Here is a 20,387-nt window from a genome sequence, read left to right on the forward strand (position 1 = left end):
ATAAATTCCTACCGCATATTTGGGTTAAACTTAAAAAAATCCGTTAAATACATTTCATATTAAGAATTAACAATACTTATTAAAAAATTAATCCCTTATTAATAAAAAATTAAGACAACTAATCTTAACTAAAAGTTTAATACTCTTTTATAGTTTTAAAACGTTACTAAAATGAAACTTTATACATTCTTATTTTAAAACTATATTTATTTACCTTTGTAAAAATTCGTTTTTCTTAAAATGATACAAGATATCCAAACTCTAGACCCTAAAAAAATATACTTATAAAAGGAGCGCAAATCCATAATCTAAAAAATTTAGATGTTGCAATTCCCAGAAACAAGTTAGTTGTTATTACTGGATTATCAGGCTCTGGTAAATCAAGCTTGGCATTTGATACACTATATGCAGAAGGACAACGCAGATATGTAGAAAGTTTATCTAGCTATGCACGACAATTTTTGGGTAGACTAGATAAACCAAAAGTGGATTATATTAAAGGAATTGCTCCCGCCGTAGCAATAGAACAAAAAGTAAATACCACCAATGCAAGATCTACTGTAGGTACTTCTACTGAAATTTATGACTATCTAAAACTTTTATTTGCCCGAATTGGTAAAACGTATTCTCCTATTTCTGGTTTAGAAGTTAAAAAACACACTGTAACAGATGTGATAGAACACATTCAAAAATTAGATGAAGGAAGTCGTTATTTACTTTTATCCCCTATTCATTTAGAAGAAGGAAGATCTTTAGAAAACAAATTAAAAGTACTTTTACAACAAGGTTTTAGTAGAATCTTAATTAATAATGAAACTATTCGTTTAGATGAATTTATTGAATCCGAAGAAGCAAATGCAAAAAAACACTATGCTGATAGCGAAATTTCATTAATAATAGACCGTTTAGTAATACGCCATGAAGAAGATTTTTATAATAGATTAGCGGATGCTGTTCAAACAGCTTTTTATGAAGGAAAAGGGTTTTGTCATCTGCAAGAATTTAATACGAATGAAAAAGTAACATTTAGTGCTAATTTTGAATTAGACGGTCTTTCCTTTTTAGAACCTAATATTCATTTATTTAGTTTTAATAATCCTTATGGTGCTTGTCCTGTATGTGAAGGATATGGCAATATAATAGGCATAGATTTGGATCTTGTAATACCTAATACGGCATTATCAGTATATGAAAACTGTATTGCTCCATGGAAAGGAGAAAGTATGAGTTGGTATCGTGATCAATTAGTTAATAATTCACATAAATTTGATTTTCCCATTCACAAACCTTATTTTCAATTAGAAGAATCACAAAAACAATTAATTTGGGAGGGTAATCAATACTTTGAAGGGCTTCATAGTTTTTTCAAAGAATTAGAAGAAAAAAACTACAAAATTCAAAATCGAGTCTTATTATCTCGTTATAGAGGTAAAACAAAATGTTCTAGTTGTAAAGGAAAACGACTAAGACCTGAAGCAAGTTATATAAAAATAAATCACAAAACATTACCTGAACTTGTAGACTTACCTATCCGTAAATTAATCCCTTTCTTTAAAGAATTAAATTTATCAGAATATGACGCAAAAATAGCTAAAAGACTACTTATTGAAATCAATAGCCGTTTGGCATTTTTAGAAAATGTAGGACTGGATTATCTAACTCTCAACAGAAATTCCGCTACTCTTTCTGGCGGCGAGTCACAACGTATCAACCTAGCTACATCATTAGGAAGTAGTTTAGTTGGCTCTATGTACATACTGGATGAACCCAGTATAGGATTACATCCAAAAGATACTGAAAAACTAACCAAAGTATTAGAATCATTACGTGATTTAGGCAATACCGTAATAGTAGTAGAACATGATGAAGATATCATGAAATCAGCTGATATGATCATTGATATTGGCCCTGAAGCTGGAACTTATGGAGGTAATTTAGTAGCACAAGGTACATATAAAGAAATATTAAAATCCAATTCCCTCACGTCCCAATATTTAAATGGAAAATTAACGATAGATATACCTCAAAAAAGAAGAAAATTTAAAAATCATATAGAGATTATTGGTGCTAGAGAAAATAATTTACAAAATCTAGATATCACAATTCCCCTTGACGTATTAACAATCATTACAGGAGTATCAGGATCAGGTAAAAGCACATTAGTAAAAAAAATATTATACCCTGCATTACAAAAACAGTTAGAAGGTGTAAGTGAAAAAGCAGGACAATTTACAGAAATATCAGGTAGTTATTCTCATATCAAACATGTAGAATATGTAGATCAAAATCCAATAGGTCGCAGTTCGCGTTCTAATCCTGTAACATATATAAAAGCATACGATGACATTCGTGATTTATTTGCTAAAGAAAAAATTTCTAAACTAAGAGGATATCAACCTAAACATTTTTCTTTTAACGTAGACGGAGGTAGATGTGAAAGCTGCAAAGGAGAAGGTACAATAAATGTAGAAATGGTTTTCATGGCAGACGTTTCGTTACCTTGTGAAACTTGCAATGGCAAACGTTTTAAAAAAGAAATTCTAGAAATTCAATTTGAAGGTAAAAACATAGATGATATATTAAACCTAACTATAGATGATGCGTTAGACTTTTTTAAAGCAAAAAACCAAAATAAAATCATTCAAAAATTACAACCCTTACAAGATGTTGGTTTAGGTTATGTTCAATTAGGACAATCTTCATCTACTCTTTCTGGAGGTGAAGCACAACGTATTAAATTGGCTTCTTTTTTAGTTAAAGGAGCCACCAAGGACAAAGCTCTTTTTATTTTTGATGAACCCACAACAGGTCTCCACTTTCATGATATCAAAAAACTATTAAAATCATTTGATGCACTAATCGAAAAAGGACATTCTATTGTAGTTATTGAACATAATCTTGATATGATTAAATGTGCTGATTATATTCTAGATTTAGGACCTGAGGGCGGCGAAAATGGAGGACAATTACTTGCCTTTGGCACACCTGAAGAAATTGCAAATAACAAAAAATCAATTACAGGACATTATTTAAAAAGCAAATTATAGATTTGGCATACTATTTGATAACCATTCATAAGATTTTAATTCATATTAAGTTGGATACTGATATAATAAAATTTAATTAGGTTGGTTTTGTTTTTATAAAGGGGTGTCCTAAAAAATAGCAATCTTGTTCTTTTGATCAAAAGAAAGTGTAACAGGTAAATAAATCATAAAATCCTGATCGCAAAATTTTCTATCGCATCAAAACAATAAATTAAATACTAGATTGTTGCTTTTCGGACACCTTTATTACATTTTTTAGACAATATTATTCTTTATATAATATTCTCAAATACAACCAAGTCCTCCCTATTAAACAAAGTTTGTCTTCCTTTGCACTTTTTATACTCCCTTAATTATCCCAATTCCGCATTAGCCTTCATGATAAAGATAAAAAGGTAAAAAATACATAACCTTTTCTTCTTGCAGATGTAGGGAAAAAGCATTGATTTAACGCGTCATTTCTTTACTTCCATCAAAGCAAAAACTCACATTATTAATTATTTATATGATTTCTCTTTTTCTATAAATGACAAGATTACAAACTTTTAAAACAACCTAATTAAGAACATAAAAGTGTATTTTTTTAGATTCAAAGTTCTTTTTATTTCTAACACATAATCTGGATTTATAGTCGTTTTATCTCTATTTGCAATTTTTTACTATGTATATCATTCTACATGATTTTTACTTTCATTTCTCCGTTCAAATAACTATTCATCTCCTCTTTTAAAACAAACACGCTATAAAACATCTATTTTTAATCATAAAAGCATCTTAAAATCCACACAAAAACAGGAATAATTCATATTTTTAAAACAAGAAAGCTTTTATAATAACAAGAGATAACTAAAATTTAATTTCAACTATCTATATAATTTATATAATTTGAAATTCTTTATTTATATTGCAATAAAACCAAAACTTTGAAGAAACAACTCTTATTCATTATTTTATTTTTTACATTAACGAATGTAAACTCTCTATACAGTCAACAATCATTAGATTGCAAAGTCTCTTTAGAGCCTCATTCAAAAAAAAATAATTGTTCATCAAAAATTACATATAAAAACCAATACCCTTATTCTATTGATAGATTAATTTTTAATGATTGGAATAATAGTTTTTCTAATAGGCAAACACCACTTGGAAAAAAACTATCGGATCAATTTGTTCGGAATTTCCACTTATCTAATAAAAATGAAAGAGGTGAAACCTATATAAATTCTATTACAGTAAATAATACAGAGATCAAACCAGAAAGGATCCCCAATCAAATAGATTTATTTTCAATAGATATCCCTCTTTTAAAATCAGGAGATTCTATAAAAATTCAATTGGACTATGAACTAAAAATACCTAATAGTAAATTTACCCGATGGGGAACAAACAAAGAAGATTTTTATCTAAAAGATTGTTTTTTACTAATCAACAAACAAATAGACAGGCATACAGGCATTTTATATAGTAATGAAAACACAGAAGATGCAACCTATGAAACGGTTAACGAATTACTTTTTTCATTTGACATACCCAATCAATACAGCATTACTTCTAATTTAGATTCAATAGATTCAAAAACTTTTAAAAGCAAAAACTTAAAAGAATATCAATTTATAATAGAAAAAAATAAAACTTTCGAAACATTATCTAACGACAATATTTCCATCATAACCAATTTAGATAGTAAAAACGTTAATGATATTCAAAAATTCCTTATTATTGATAGAATTACCAACTACTTTCAAACTCATTTAGGAAAATCTAAGACAAAACGCCTTCTTATTTCTCAAATTGATTATGATCGAAATCCTTTTTATGGTCTCAATCAACTACCAAGCATTTTAAGTCCTTTTTCTAATAGTTTTTTATATGAACTAAAATTTTTAAAAGTTTACTCACAAAATTTTTTAAAATCTAATTTAAATATCGACTGGCGAAAAGACCATTATTTATTAGATGCTATTCAATACTACTATTTAATCCAATATATAGAAGAATATTACCCTAATGCCAATTTAGCAGGAACTCTTAACCGATTTAAGATACTAAGAGGTTACGAACTAATAAACGCTAAATTCAACGAACAATATTATCACGCTTATCTAATGATGGCCAGAAAAACTTTAGATCAAGCTCTTACTACACCTAAAAATAAATTAAGCAAATTTAACGAACAAATTGCCCTTAAATACAAAGCAGGATTAGCTTTTAAATATCTTGAAAACTATTTAGGAGATCAATCTTTAAAAAAAAGCATCCAAGAATTTTTAAAGATTAATCAAGAAAAATTTTGTAGTAATATTGATTTTGAAAACATTTTAAAAAAAAACACACAAAAAGATATAAATTGGTTTTTTCAAGAATTAGTACCTTCTAAAGAAACCGTTGATTTTTATTTTGGGAAAATTCAAAATCGAGATAATCAAATTCAATTAGAAATTAAAAAAAATCAAAACACGAACCTCCCTTTCACCTTAAGTGGTTATAAAAACAAAGACAAAATATTTGAAAAATGGATTATTCCTAACTTTGAAAAAGATACTATTTTAACTTTTAATAAAAAAGAATTAGACCAATTTGTCATTAATCAAAATAATTATTATCCAGAATTAAACAAAAAAAACAACTACAAAACTACTGGTTTTTTAAAACCCAATCGGCCTATCCATTTCACTTTTTTTAGAGATTTAGAAGATTCTAAACGCAATCAAATATTTTATTACCCCAATATTGATTACAACGTATATGATGGCGTATTAGCATCTTTAATTCTAAACAATGAAAGTTTTATAGCACGTCCTTTTAATTATGAAATAAATCCAAGTTATTCATTCAATACCCGATCATTAACAGGTAGTGGTTTTATAGGTTATTCATTAAACAAACCTTCTAAAGATAACTTTCAAACCCGTTTTACCTTATCTAGTTCCTATTTTCATTATATTCAAAACGCTTCTTATTTTAGAATTATACCAGCACTTACTTTTCGATTCCGAAATGCTGACATTACCAAAAATGAATACAAAAGCCTTTCTTTCAGGCAAGTTTTTGTAAAAAGGAATTCAGCCCTCTATCGAAAGACACCTTATCCCCATTAAACTATTCTGTATTTAACGCTCGTTATTCATTTGGAAATAACGAAACCGCAAAAGGATATCATGTATCAAATCAGCTACAAATAAGCAATGAATTTGCTAAATACATTAATGAAATTAGTTACAGAAAACTTTTTGAAAACAATTATCAAATTGGATTTCGTTTTTACGGAGGCTTGTTTCTCTACAAAAACACCAATTCTTCTTATTATGATTTTGGATTAGATCGTCCAAAAGACTATCTTTTTGATTACTCTTTCTATGGGAGAAGTGAAAAATCAGGTTTTTTTAGTCAACAAATCATAATAGCTGAGGGAGGATTTAAATCTAAATTTAACAATCCTTATGCTAATCAATGGCTTGCAGCACTCAATATAACTTCTTCTTTATGGAAATGGATTCAGCTATATGGCGATATAGGATTATACAAAAACAAATACAATGATCCTAATTTTATTTACGATTCTGGAATTCATTTAAACATAGTTCCTGATTATTTTGAGATATTCTGCCCTATCTATTCAAAAAATGGATGGGAAATCGGTCAAAAAAATTATACTGAAAAAATACGTTTCCAATTTACTATTAATCCGAAAACACTTTTAGGTATTTTCAATAGAAAATGGTTTTAAAACAAAAAAAAGAATATTTTAATAAATTTTCATTATAAAAAACTTTATTTTAATAAAAAATAAATAATTAAAAAGATTATATCTAAATAAAAATACGAATAATTAAATTTTATTTTTTCAAAATAAAGCGCAACATAACCGCTTTTTAATTAAATTTGCGTACTTACATTTAAGAAAATGGCACAAGTAGAAGAAAAAAAGAATTAACTTTTGAAGATTTTAAAACAGAAGTTTTAAATGATTACAAAATTGCTCGCATTAGTCGCGAGTGTAGTTTATTAGGTCGTAAAGAAGTCTTAACAGGAAAAGCGAAATTCGGAATTTTTGGAGATGGAAAAGAAATCCCCCAACTTGCTTTAGCAAAAGCATTCCAAAATGGTGATTTTCGTTCAGGTTATTATCGTGACCAAACTTTTATGATGGCTATAGGTGCTTTAACAATTGAGCAATTCTTTGCGGGTCTTTACGGACATACTGATTTAGCATTCGATCCTATGAGTGCTGGTCGTCAAATGGGAGGTCACTTTGCTACACATTCACTAGATGAAAACGGTAATTGGAATGACCTAACTAAGCAAAAAAACTCAAGCGCTGACATCTCTCCTACAGCAGGACAAATGCCCCGTTTATTAGGCTTAGCACAGGCTTCTAAAATCTTTAGAAATGTAGAAGGAATAAACACTACCCTATTTTCTGTAAAAGGGAATGAGGTTGCTTGGGGAACTATTGGCAACGCCTCTACATCAGAAGGATTGTTCTTTGAAACAATTAATGCTGCTGGTGTTTTACAAGTTCCTATGGTAATGAGTGTATGGGACGATGAATACGGTATTTCAGTCCATGCTCGTTATCAAACAACAAAAGAAAACATTTCCGAAATCCTAAAAGGTTTTCAAAGAGATGAAAAAAATAAAGGTTTTGAAATACTAAATGTAAAAGGTTGGGATTATCCTGCTCTAGTAGAAACCTATCAACAAGCGTCTAAAATAGCTCGAGAAGAACATGTACCTGTATTAATCCACGTAAACGAATTAACACAACCACAAGGTCATTCTACTTCCGGATCACATGAACGCTATAAATCAACTGAACGTTTAGCTTGGGAAACAGAATTTGATTGCTTATCTCAAATGCGTAAATGGCTATTAGAAAATAACTTAGCCACAACAGAAGAATTAGATGAAATTGATACATTAGCCAAAAAAGATGTTTTAGAAGGTAAAAAAACAGCTTGGGCCAATTTTTCAAATCCCATCAAATCAGAAAGAGATGAATTAATAACAGTTTTACAAAACATAGCATCTGAATCAACCAATAAGATATTTATAGAAAAATATGCTAATGATTTAAATAGCATTAAAGAACCTATTCGCAAAGATATAATCACAACTGCGCGAAAAGTACTCAGAATGCTAATACAAGAAAACGGCAGAACTACATTAGCCAATTGGATCACACAGTATACTCAACAAATCCAACCTAAATTTAGTTCTCATCTATTTTCTCAATCAAAAAATAATGTATTAACTATCAATGAAATAAAACCTACTTACGACGAAAATGCAGAGGAAGTAGACGCACGTTTAGTTATACGAGATAATTTTGATGCCCTTTTTACAAAATACCCACAAACCTTAATTTTTGGTGAAGACTCTGGAAATATTGGAGACGTAAACCAAGGGTTAGAAGGGATGCAGGAAAAATATGGTGAAATGCGTGTAAGTGATGCAGGTATACGCGAAGCTACTATCCTAGGCCAAGGAATAGGAATGGCTATGAGAGGATTAAGACCTATAGCCGAAATTCAATATTTAGACTACTTACTGTATGCTATTCAAATCATGAGCGATGATTTAGCCACCTTACAATACCGTACAGCAGGTCGTCAAAAATCACCTCTAATCATCAGAACTCGTGGTCATCGCTTAGAAGGTATTTGGCATTCAGGATCCCCAATGGGAATGATCATCAATGCAATTCGTGGAATTCATGTATTAGTACCTCGTAACATGACAAAAGCAGCTGGTTTTTATAACACTTTATTGGAAACAGATGAACCTGCATTAGTAGTAGAATGCTTAAATGGCTACCGCTTAAAAGAAAAAATGCCTACCAACTTAGGTGAATTCAAAACACCTATAGGTATTACAGAAACAATAAAAGAAGGAAAAGATATAACCATAGTATCTTATGGTTCTACTTTGCGTTTAGTTGAACAAGCAGCTAAAGAATTACTAGAAATAGGTATTGATGTTGAAATTATTGATATACAATCATTACTTCCTTTTGACATTAACCACGATATAGCAAAATCAGTTGCTAAAACAAATCGTTTATTAATTGTAGACGAAGATGTTCCCGTGGTGCAGCTGCCTATATTTTACAACAAATCATAGAAGTACAAAAAGCCTATAAACATTTAGATAGCCAACCTGAAACTCTTACAGCAAAAGCACATCGACCTGCTTATGGCACTGATGGTGATTATTTTTCAAAACCATCAATAGAAGATATTTTCGAAAAAGTATATGACATTATGCACGAATCTAATCCTAGTAAGTTCCCTAACTTATATTAAAATTAGTTTTTAAATATCATGATAAAAAATGGAACGAAAATTATTTCGTTCCATTTTTTATTTTATTTATTTTGAATAATACCATTTCTGGGTTGAATTTACCTAAACCAAAACTCACTACAAAACACACGAATGAAAAGATATTACAGTAAATTTAAACCTTAAATGGTATAATACTGATAATATCCTCTTTCTATCTAAGTAACAAACTCACTTATGCACTACAATCATGAAAACGCAAATAAATAACTCTATTAATAAAACTAGTTTTTATTAAATAATTTTCGCAAAGGGAGATTTATAAAATCTAATATATTTATATAATTTAACGAGGAATAATATCCATTTTAAACACCTTTTAAATATCTCTTGATTACAACTTCCCTTCTAACTGTTTTTTATATCTATTTAACAAGGCTTTTGTCATACCCAAATTAGCTTGAGAAGAGTCAATTGCTAAATAAATAAAATAAGTATTATCTTTTGATATATCTAAGATATGAACCTCTTCTGTCAATGTAATCAAAATATCTTCAATAGATTGATTTAAATGAAAGGCTTCAATAGCATTCAATTTGGCTTTAACAACTTGTAAATTAAATGATGAAGCTAATTCTGCATCAAAACCGGAATTGATGATTTAGCATATAAACAAATTCCACTATTTACTTCTGAAATGGCTACACGTAAAAAACCGGGTATCGTTTCACAATCACTTCCAAATTGTTCTAAAAAATCATACATTTTCATTTATTTTTAAATTATTCTAATTAATAAGCAGAAGGATAACTTTACAAACTTACGTTTCTAAAAAAATTGATACTCAAACGAATAGTCGATAATTAAAAATGAACTATAATAGAATTATTTTAGAAAATTAGATCTTATATTAAGTTTAAAATACAATTATTCATTTATGAATCATTTCTTAATCTACAATTAAAACAAAATCTTCCCCCCAACATTCTAAATCTTTAGAATTGTTTCTATTTCAGTTTTTTAATCCTTTATAGAAAAAATAATTAACAGTATACTTAAATTCTATTCAAGAAAACAAATTAGATCATTATCTCGTATGATTAACACAAGTTTACAGCTTATAGCTCCTTTTCGCTTTACAATCTTATTTTACGTTAAATATTATTTTTTTATTTCTTATATCTATTGCAGTTCCCTTAAGACATATTAATATTATTATTTTATTGGGTACAAAACTAAATTATCCATTCTTTTTAAAATTGTAAAAAAACGACAACATAACTTAAATTAAAATGATAGGTTGATGATAAAAAAAAACTAAAAATCAACATTTTAATACAAATAAAATATACAAAAACAATAGGTAGTTATACCATGTTATTTTATTAAAACAAAATATGAATTATACTCAGATTACATAATAAACTTTGTAATGAAGATGAAAAAGTAAAAAATAAGAATACACTGATTTTTTATCAAATGCGGGTATACTTACCCCAAAATTCTGCGTTAGAAATTATCATTTATCAATTCTTCTATTGAAATGACATTATCAGTACTATATTTTGCTTATTTACATTACAACCTTTCTTGGATCGAAATTTTATAATAATTTTCTAACGCATAGTATGAATTAAATAAGTATTTTTTTTTTAAAATCTATCAAGGAAGGTAAAAAATCTTAAAATAATACTTTAAGAAATCATTTAATGGAGTTAGATAAAATCTAAAATGGTTTCAGAAAAATATTTTGGAACCAACTAAATAAGATTTGATAGCATTGGCACCTTTTCTTATACACCTAATTTATTATAAAAGAGAGAGAGTATCTAAAAAGTATTATCAATTTATTTGAAACAATCGTAAAAAACTTTTAGACACTCTCTATTTTTAAGTATTATACGCTATTATTTTAAATCATAGCGATCTGAACTCATTACCTTTGCCCATGCTTTAACAAAATCATGCACAAACTTTTCTTTATTATCATCTTGCGCATAAACTTCAGCATAGGCACGTAAAATAGAATTTGATCCCAATACTAAATCAACTCGTGTAGCCGTCCACTTTGTCGTTCCACTTTTTCTATCAACAATATTATAAAGATTTTCCGAAACTGGCTTCCAAGTGTAATTCATATCTGTAATATTCACAAAAAAATCATTACTTAAAACACCTTCTCTTTCTGTAAAAACACCATGCTTCGTATCGCCATAGTTAGTACCTAAAACTCGCATACCGCCTATTAATACGGTCATTTCTGGAGCTGTAAGTCCCATCAATTGTGTTCTATCTAAAAGTAATTCTTCAGGAGTAACGGCATAGTCTTTTTAAGCCAATTTCTATATCCATCATGAATTGGTTCTAAAACCGCAAAAGACTCAATATCCGTTGTGTCTTCTGTTGCATCTCCTCGTCCTGCATCAAAAGGTACTTTTATATTTACGCCTCCTTCTTTAGCTGCTTTTTCGATGGCCGCACAACCTCCTAAGACAATCAAATCTGCTATACTCACTTTATTCGTCCATTCATTTTGAATTTCATAAAGTTTATTTAATACTTTTTCTAACCTTTGAGGCTCATTACCTTCCCAATCTTTTTGAGGTGCTAAACGAATTCTTGCTCCATTTGCTCCTCCTCTAAAATCAGAACTACGGAATGTTCTTGCACTATCCCATGCTGTATTAATAAGTTCTGTTTTTGTCAATCCTGAATTTAAAATTTTTTCTTTTAAGTCCTCTATTTCTTTATCACTCAATTTGTAATCAACAACTGGAATTGGGTCTTGCCAAATTAAATCTTCTTTTGGCACATCAGCTCCAAGATAACGGCTTTTGGGACCTAAATCACGATGTGTTAATTTAAACCATGCTCTTGCAAATACATCTTCAAAATAAGTCGGATCATTATAAAATTTTTCTGCTATTTTTTTATATTCAGGATCAAGTTTCATAGCCATATCAGCATCTGTCATGATAGGATTTCTACGTACTCCTTTTATATGAGCATCCAATGGTTTATCTTCTTCTTTAATATTAATGGGCTCCCATTGCCAAGCATCTGCTGGACTTTTCTTTAATTCCCACTCATAATTTAAGAGAAGATGAAAATAGGTGTGATTCCATTTATCTGGAGTTGTTGTCCACGCTCCTTCCAATCCACTGGTTACAGTATCCTCAGCATTACCTTTTCCTTCTGGATTCATCCAACCAAAACCTTGTGTTTCAATATTTGATGATTCTGGATTAGGTCCTAAAATGGAAGCATTCCCATTTCCGTGCGCTTTTCCGACAGTGTGCCCTCCCGCTGTTAATGCTACAGTTTCTTCATCATCCATAGCCATACGTTTAAAAGTAGTACGAACATCTTGAGCTGTTTTTAACGGATCTGGTTTACCATCAACACCTTCTGGATTAACATAAATTAACCCCATTTGTACTGCTGCTAAAGGATTTTCTAGAGATTCGCTATCAGTATCATCTGAATATCTTTCTTTACCTAACCATTCTTTTTCTGCTCCCCAATAAATATCTTTTTCAGGATGCCATATATCTTCACGACCTCCTGCAAAACCAAATGTTTTAAACCCCATTGATTCATAAGCCATATTTCCTGCAAGTATCATTAAATCTGCCCAAGAAATCTTGTTCCCATATTTTTTCTTAATAGGCCACAACAACCTACGAGCTTTATCTAAATTACCATTATCTGGCCAACTGTTAAGAGGTGCAAAACGTTGATTTCCTGTATTTGCGCCACCTCTTCCATCTGCTAAACGATATGTCCCTGCCGCATGCCATGCCATCCTAATCATTAAACCTCCATAATGTCCCCAATCAGCAGGCCACCAATCTTGACTTTCAGTCATCAGTTTTTTTAGATCTTCTTTTAAAGCTTCTAAATCAAGTTTTTTAAACTCTTCAGCATAATTAAAATCTTTATCAAACGGATTGGTTTTTCTATCATGTTGATTTAAAATATCAAGATTAAGTGCATTGGGCCACTTATTTATAACAGAGTTCTGCGATTCTGTATTAGCACCATGATGGAAAGGGCATTTTCCTTCTTTTGAATTGTTCATAATTTTTTCAGTTTAAATTTTATTTATTTTTCATTTATAATCTATAGATATTAACCGTTTTTAAATTATTTACAGATTGAATAATTACTTTTATAAAAGTGTAAACTTAACTTAAGTAGCAAACAGGTAATTCTAAATATTCCATATTTTTACTTTTTACATTATTTTTTTCACCTCAAAATATACGGTAAGGATTGTAATGATAATGAAAAGTTTCGTTCATTATATAACTCAAATATACCAAAAATAGGTGTATTACTTAAGAAAGCTCTTGTAATTTATTTACTATTAAGCTAATTGAAAGTTTTTAAACAAGATCCTTTGTATAATATTATTTCAACCTGAGTTCGATATAAAAAATATTGATTTTTAGCACATTACATAGAATATTTGTGCTTCCGTTAGGGCTTTCTTTGTGTTTTCGTCGTATAGCTATTACAAAAAGTTCCTCAAAGAAATCGAAAGAACTGTTTATTAGCAAGTTAAAAGTTTTATTAAGTCCAACTCACGCTAAATAAATGTAATTTCTCCCTTGGATCGAAGTGACAAACAAGGCATTAAATCAAAACTTTTATCCTCGCATTTTATCTTTACCACGAAGTCTAATGCGGAATTGAAGTTTAATCACCAAAAAATCCTCTATTTCTTCTTCTAAAATTTTCTGCAAGTATTTGAATTTATTGTTTTTTGTTTCATAACGAAGTTAATATCCTATTTGGATTAAATAAAGTCATACAATTTATATGAAAAAACAAAAATATACATGGTATCAATAATCTTATTTTTACCTAAAATATAATTAGGTTACGGTAGAAAAAAATGATATATATATTTAATAGAGACTTATTTTTATAAATAATAATTTTATTTTCTATTCTTAATTTGAGCCTAGTAAATAACGCATCTAATCCTTATAATTTAAAAATACATACTGATTTATTATTCAACATTTATTTTCAAAGGCAATATGATCTCTTTAATTATGGCTTCTAGTTTTCTAAAAATAAACTTTAAAATTTACTTTACAAAAAGCTTTTTAAATACTTATTAAAAAGAGTTTTAATTGATTTTATTTAAAGAACTAATTAAGTTATAATTCGCTTAAGTATACTTCAATTTTCATATAACTCGATGGGTAATTCATCAGGATCTTGAAGAAATGTAAATCTTTTTTGAGTAAACGCATCAGTTCTTATAGGTTCAACTATAATATTGTGTTTTTTTAGTTTTTCTATCGCCTCTTTTAGATCTAAAACTTCAAAAGCTAAATGTCTTAGTCCGCAGGCTTCTGGTCTTGAAACTCTTACGGGGGATTAGGAAATGAGAATAATTCTATAACATAAACTCCATCTAATGCTAAATCTAACTTATAAGACTCTCTATCTTCTCTATATACTTCTTTTATAATTTCTAATCCTAAAATTTTTGTATAAAAATATTTTGACTTCTGATAGTCTGAACAAATAACAGCTATATGATGAACCTTTTTTAACATATATACTTAAACGCATTTAAGGCAACAAAATAGTTGCCTTAAATAATTTTTAAATTTTAGATTAAAGTTTTTGAAGTTCTTTTAAAACAGCTTCTCCTACTCCATGAGCTGATTGTGGATTTTGTCCTGTTACGACTCTTTGGTCTACCGTCACGTGAGATTGCCACAATCCTGATTTTTCAAACTTTGCACCACGTTCTATAAGTTTAGTTTCTAAACTAAATGGTACTACATTTTCTAATTTTATAGCACTCTCTTCTTCATTGGTAAAAGCATTGATTTTTTTTCCGTCAACCAAATATTTTCCATTATTAAGTTTAATATTTACCAAACCTGCTGGTCCATGACAAACGGCACTTACTACACCATTATTTTCATATATTTTTTGAGCAATTAAAGCTAATTCTACATTATCTGCAAAATCCCACATTGTTCCATGCCCTCCTGCATATAAGATAGCTACATAATCAGATGGATTAACATCGGATGGTTTCATAGTATTTTGAATTTTAGCTTGGTATTTTTCATCTGCTAAAAATCTTTGGTCAATAGGATCTTCATTATTTTCTCCATAATAGGATGGATGCCCCCCTTTAGGGCTAACAAACTCTATTTCATATCCTGCATCACTTAAAACAGCCCAAGGATGAGTTACTTCACCTAAATAATAACCTGTAGATTCTCCTGTTTCTCCTAATTTGTCGTGGCTAGTCACCACAAATAAAATTTTTTTGTTCATCTTTTTCCTATTTAAATTTTGCGCATTTGCTTGGTTTACACCACCAAAAATGGTATAAATTACAATTACTATAATTCCTGTTAAAACTTTTTTGAATAGTTTGCTCATGGCTACACTATTATAAATTGATTATGCAAATTTCAGGACATTCTCTATTTTTACATAGGAAGTAAATCACATCTTTTTTGTGCGCTATATCACAATTAGGAACTCAAACGGCTAAGTGTTTCTCTAGAAACGCCTAAATAAGAAGCAATTAGTGTTTTGGGGACTCTTTGAAATAATATAGGATAATTTTCACGAAGTTGCTCGTATCTTTCTTTGGCGTTACTATTTAAAAAAGAAAGTATTCTTCTTTGTAAAGCCATGTAACCCGAATTGGATTTTTTTCTAAAAAAATGTTCTATTTTGTGCATATCAGCACACAATTTTTCTCTATTATACAAGGATAAACAAAGCACTTCTGTTGCTTCAATACAATCAATATTTAATATCGACTTTGTTTCGTTAAAATAAGCTTGATAATCTGTAATCCACCAATCTTCCATGGCAAATTGCATGATATGTTCCTTTCCATCTTGATTAACATAATATGCCTTTAGAAGTCCCTTCGTTACAAAATGATCATTCTGTACAAAATCCCCTTCTTGAATCAGATATTGGTGCTTTTTTAATTTTTTTATAGTAAAGTGAGACAAAATATATTCAAATTCTTTGTCTGTTAATGGTGTAATTCTTTCTATTTGACTTCTCAATATCTCACTCATTTCTCTCTAAACAGTCTTTTTAGCTGGTATAATTTTTTTAGTATCTTAATTTTGTTGGGTAAATATAGTAGAAAACAGTACACGTCCCAAGTTAAGCTAAGCGGATTTTCTTTAATATGCTTGACATTTTAATTTTTCAAGCACTTACAATCTAAACTAAATAAGAGCTTTATTTTTCTTCTTTTATTTTTTCCCATTTAGATTTAATTTCAATAACCTTTATTCCATTTTATATAAGCATTTCATGATTACACTGCTTACACAACAAAATATTAGTTACTAATGAATCTTTTTCAATTTATAACATACTATTATATTGCCGAAAAAATTTAATACACAACTCGACAACCATAACCAATATCCATTTCCATATACTATAATTTCACTTTTTTCTCCAGCTTCATTTACTATTATCTCTTTAAAAAACAAAAAAGATAATGAGAAGACAACAGCCATAAAGCTTAAGTATAAAGATATTTTAGAATTTTTAAAAATTAATACTATCCATGAAATAATCAATAACGGATTAGCTAGCCAAGATATTCCTGGTCCAAAAATATCGAACCAACCTAATAAAAAAGATGTCAACCCAAATGATCCTATTGAATCCTTCATTTCAGCTATATAATAAGCATTTTGTGTAAGAGACATTAATAATAATATTAAACTCAAAGAAACAATCAGTATTTTTAGGTTTTGGTGTTTATTTTTCATCTGAATATATTTTTTTAAAAAGTATTCTAAAAATTATTTTTTGCTTCAAAATAATATTTCTACTTTTTATATTCCTTTTCTTCCAAATATAACTCATTTTCGATATTCTGACAAAGTATTATTTACCTATCATTATGTATACTTTTTTTATTACCAAAATTCTTTATCTCAAATTATACGCATTGAATCAAAATAATGAAATGCGGGTTAAACTCAGATTCCACATTAGAAAAAATAAATTTTATAACTTACTGAAATAGAAGGGTTTATTTATTTGGTAATTCTAGTTCGTAATTTTATATAGTACTAACAATCAATAAAATATGTTTTTTTAAAATCTCTAACGCTTAATCAGGGTTTAAAAATCTCTAATGCGGAATTTTGATTAAAAACTAAAAAACTTCTGTTAATCTAAAAGTCTAACAGAAGTTACAAATATCATTTTTTGTAAAAATTTAAATTCTTATACTATTTTATAAATACGATTTATTGGAATAGTAACTCCCTTTTTAGAATTATCTCTTGATCTGTTACTCCCCAAATTGTTGTATCCACTACTCTTTTTGAAATGGCATCTTCAAAATAAATTTTAATTTTAGCATGTTCTAAATTTCCTAATACCTGCGCTCGTTCCAACTCTACTTTTAATTGAGCTCTATCTTTTAATTCTTCTAAAACTTCTTCATTTGGGAAATTTAAGTCTTCTATTAATTCTTTTTCTATCAATTCAAATTTTGTTTCCATATATTTACACTTATTTTATAGGTCTGAGATATTATAAATTTAATCATTTTTTACAACAATTTGCATTTTTTTATGAAATCCTTTACATTTTTACCATTTCAAAATTTAGAATCGGAACGATTAATACTAAGAAAAATGACCCATAAAGATGTGGATCAAGTATTTGCATTACGAAGTAATCCTGATAATATGCAATTTATACCGCGTCCGCTATTAAAAAATAAAGAAGAGGCTATAGAACTTATAGACACTATAAATAATAAAATTGAATTAAATGAAGGAATCAATTGGGCTATTACTGAAAAACCAGATGATAAATTAATAGGTTTTTTAGGTTATTATCGTATACAAAAAGAAAATTATCGTTCCGAAATAGGCTATATGATATTACCCGAATATAACGGCAGAGGTATTGCTACAGAAGCTGTCCAACTTATATTAGAATATGGTTTTAATCAAATGGGACTTCATTCTATAGAAGCTGTAATAGATCCAAAAAATCAAGCTTCTGCACGCGTATTAGAAAAATTAGGTTTTGTAAAAGAAGGTCATTTACGTGAAAATGAATATTTTGAGGGTAAATTTTGGGATTCTGTCATTTATGCTATCCTAAAATCAGAATTTAACTTCAAAAATATTATAGAATAATAATTAAATAGGTCTACCAATATCTTCAATCCCTTATTATTCCTTAGAAGTTTATTACAAACAAAAAGAACTTTGAACCCAGATTTCAAGAAAGTATTGTTCTTTGACAAATGAGAGCTAACTTGTACTTACGAGCGAAGCCTATGTATAAAATGGTGAATTTATCCCCTCCCAGATTTTGGCTGAAATGTAAAAAGGCTTCCATTTGGAAGCCCTTTGAGACAATCAATGATGAAACACCATGTTATCTCGTATAGAATAATTTAAGCAAAGATATTACATTTCCTCGCATTTTAATAAAAAAATATTTTATGAAAAGTTTCGAAAAAATGCAAATTGTAAATCCCAATGCTGCAGGAATTGATGTTGGGTCACGTTCTCATTTTGTAGCCATAGGACAGGATGAAAATCAAATTAGAGAATTTAATGTTTATCAATCAGGATTATGCGCTTTGGTAGCTTATCTTCAAGAGAACAAGATTCGTAGTGTTGCTTTGGAGTCCACAGGGAGTTATTGGCAATCTTTGTTTATGATCTTGCAGGGAAATGGTTTTGAAGTTCTTTTGGTTCAAGGGACTCAAACAAAAAACCTCAAAGCAAAGACAGATGTGAAAGATGCACAATGGATACAGAAACTTCATTCTTTAGGGCTATTACGAGGTTCTTTTTGCCCTCTGAAAGCACTTTGCAGATAAGAACACTTCATAGACATCGTTCTAGTTTGATTGAACAAAGTTCAAGCTTTGTAAACAAAATGCAAAAAGCATTACGTTTAATGAACTTCAGACTCGACGTTGTGATAAGTGACATCACAGGAGTTTCTGGAATAAGAGTAATTGAGATGATACTATCAGGTGAAACTTCAGGTGAAAAATTAGCTGAATATTGCGACAAACGAGTTAAAAAAAGCAAAGAAGAAATAGCCGACGCTTTGCAAGGTAAAATAAACAATGAATACCTACATGAGCTTTCCGATTGTTATGATATTTACAGACTTATTCAAGATAAAATAAAAAACACCGATACTCGTATTGATCAAGTGCTGAAAAATCAAACCAGAGAAATTGTTTTATCAGAAGATATCGAATTGGTAAAGAAACAGAATAAAGGGAAAAACCAACCCAAATTTGATGTACAGAAATATAGTTTAAAACTTTTTGGAGTAGATCTCTTTGCTATAGAATCAGTTTGCTCAGGAACCGTTACTAGTTTTTTAGCCGAAATAGGCACCGATATATATAAATTCAAGACCTCCAAGCAATTTGTGAATTGGCTCAGGTTAGCTCCAAATAATAAAATTAGTGGAGGTAAGGTTTTGAGTAGCAGAACTCCAAAAGGGAAAAATAAATTTGCATTGACATTAAGAAATGCGGCAAATACAATTGAAAGAAAAAAAGAAGGTTACCTCGTTATGTTCTTTAAAAGGATTTCTTTTAAAAAAGGAAGAGGTGCTGCAATTACAGCAACAGCAAGAAAAATAGCAGTTATAATTTGGAATATGATAGTCAAAAAACAACATTATATACCAATAAATACAGACCAATATATTCAAGAAATGAAGAATAAAAAAACGATACAAATTAAAAAAATGATTAAAAAATACGGAATCGAAACTACTTCTTTATCAATTCCTTAAATTAAGTTAGATAGAATTACGCATTAGACCCGAGCTTAGCGAATAGACGAAGTAAATCTATTCCACTTTATTTTTCTTCAAATTCAAGCACGTACTCAATTTTTAATCATCAAAATAGTTTCTTATTTCTTCTTCTAAAATTTTCCGTGAGCACTTGAATTTATTGAAAAATTTTGTTTCACAACCAAGTCTAATGCGGAATCTGGGTTGAACCCAGATTACGCATTAGAAG

11 protein-coding genes and 4 pseudogenes are annotated in these 20,387 nt (G+C 29.2%); 7 read left to right on the plus strand and 8 right to left on the minus strand.

Features of this window, described 5'->3' with window-relative positions; translation table 11 throughout:
- Positions 1-240: 240 nt before the first annotated feature.
- The 4 genes and pseudogenes from uvrA to JJC05_RS01330 form a co-directional block, all read left to right on the plus strand.
- Positions 241-3,047, plus strand: a pseudogene (gene uvrA / locus JJC05_RS01315) (excinuclease ABC subunit UvrA).
- A gap of 923 nt (positions 3,048-3,970) precedes the next feature.
- Positions 3,971-6,145: a gluzincin family metallopeptidase gene (locus JJC05_RS01320; RefSeq protein WP_235878010.1), complete on the plus strand. Its 2,175-nt coding sequence runs from the start codon at positions 3,971-3,973 to the stop codon at positions 6,143-6,145.
- Between the two features lie 173 nt (positions 6,146-6,318).
- On the plus strand, positions 6,319-6,774 hold the full coding sequence (locus JJC05_RS01325) for a hypothetical protein (protein WP_235878012.1): 456 nt from the start codon (positions 6,319-6,321) through the stop codon (positions 6,772-6,774).
- Positions 6,775-6,977: 203 nt separating this feature from the next.
- Positions 6,978-9,352 (plus strand): annotated as a pseudogene (locus JJC05_RS01330) (alpha-ketoacid dehydrogenase subunit alpha/beta); the annotation flags it as partial.
- 373 nt (positions 9,353-9,725) lie between these two features.
- Here the strand turns inward: JJC05_RS01330 and JJC05_RS17855 are convergent.
- The 8 genes and pseudogenes from JJC05_RS17855 to JJC05_RS01365 form a co-directional block, all read right to left on the minus strand.
- On the minus strand, positions 9,726-9,926 hold the full coding sequence (locus JJC05_RS17855; RefSeq protein WP_309597384.1) for a hypothetical protein: 201 nt from the start codon (positions 9,924-9,926) through the stop codon (positions 9,726-9,728).
- 35 nt (positions 9,927-9,961) lie between these two features.
- Entirely contained in the window at positions 9,962-10,096 is a 135-nt protein-coding gene (locus JJC05_RS17860) for a hypothetical protein (RefSeq protein ID WP_309597385.1), read from the minus strand.
- Between the two features lie 1,142 nt (positions 10,097-11,238).
- Positions 11,239-13,412: pseudogene (gene katG / locus JJC05_RS01340) on the minus strand (catalase/peroxidase HPI).
- A gap of 1,112 nt (positions 13,413-14,524) precedes the next feature.
- A pseudogene (gene gloA2 / locus JJC05_RS01345) lies at positions 14,525-14,907 on the minus strand (SMU1112c/YaeR family gloxylase I-like metalloprotein).
- 61 nt (positions 14,908-14,968) lie between these two features.
- A complete protein-coding gene (locus JJC05_RS01350; protein WP_205728012.1) occupies positions 14,969-15,754 on the minus strand; it encodes a type 1 glutamine amidotransferase domain-containing protein in 786 nt (261 codons plus the stop codon).
- A gap of 95 nt (positions 15,755-15,849) precedes the next feature.
- Positions 15,850-16,413: a Crp/Fnr family transcriptional regulator gene (locus JJC05_RS01355; protein ID WP_235878014.1), complete on the minus strand. Its 564-nt coding sequence runs from the start codon at positions 16,411-16,413 to the stop codon at positions 15,850-15,852.
- A 279-nt stretch (positions 16,414-16,692) separates the two neighbouring features.
- Positions 16,693-17,127 (minus strand): hypothetical protein, encoded by a 435-nt coding sequence (locus JJC05_RS01360; protein ID WP_105196426.1) that lies wholly within the window; start codon positions 17,125-17,127, stop codon positions 16,693-16,695.
- 486 nt (positions 17,128-17,613) lie between these two features.
- Positions 17,614-17,871, minus strand: coding sequence for a hypothetical protein (locus JJC05_RS01365; protein ID WP_258929394.1), 258 nt, complete (start codon positions 17,869-17,871; stop codon positions 17,614-17,616).
- Positions 17,872-17,943: 72 nt separating this feature from the next.
- Here JJC05_RS01365 and JJC05_RS01370 point away from each other — a divergent pair, with 72 nt between their 5' ends.
- From JJC05_RS01370 to JJC05_RS01380, 3 genes are all read left to right on the plus strand, one after another.
- Positions 17,944-18,519 carry a GNAT family N-acetyltransferase gene (locus JJC05_RS01370; protein ID WP_105196382.1) on the plus strand — a complete coding sequence of 192 codons (576 nt, stop codon included), beginning with the start codon at positions 17,944-17,946 and terminating at the stop codon, positions 18,517-18,519.
- A 311-nt stretch (positions 18,520-18,830) separates the two neighbouring features.
- The gene (locus JJC05_RS01375) at positions 18,831-19,214 is read left to right on the plus strand and encodes an IS110 family transposase (RefSeq protein ID WP_235877351.1); all 384 of its coding nucleotides are present in this window, start codon (positions 18,831-18,833) and stop codon (positions 19,212-19,214) included.
- Positions 19,215-19,273: 59 nt separating this feature from the next.
- Entirely contained in the window at positions 19,274-20,155 is an 882-nt protein-coding gene (locus tag JJC05_RS01380; protein WP_235877352.1) for a transposase, read from the plus strand.
- The last annotated feature ends 232 nt before the right edge of the window (positions 20,156-20,387 follow it).

The sequence above is a fragment of the Flavobacterium davisii genome (assembly GCF_019565505.1).
GTDB lineage: Bacteria > Bacteroidota > Bacteroidia > Flavobacteriales > Flavobacteriaceae > Flavobacterium > Flavobacterium davisii.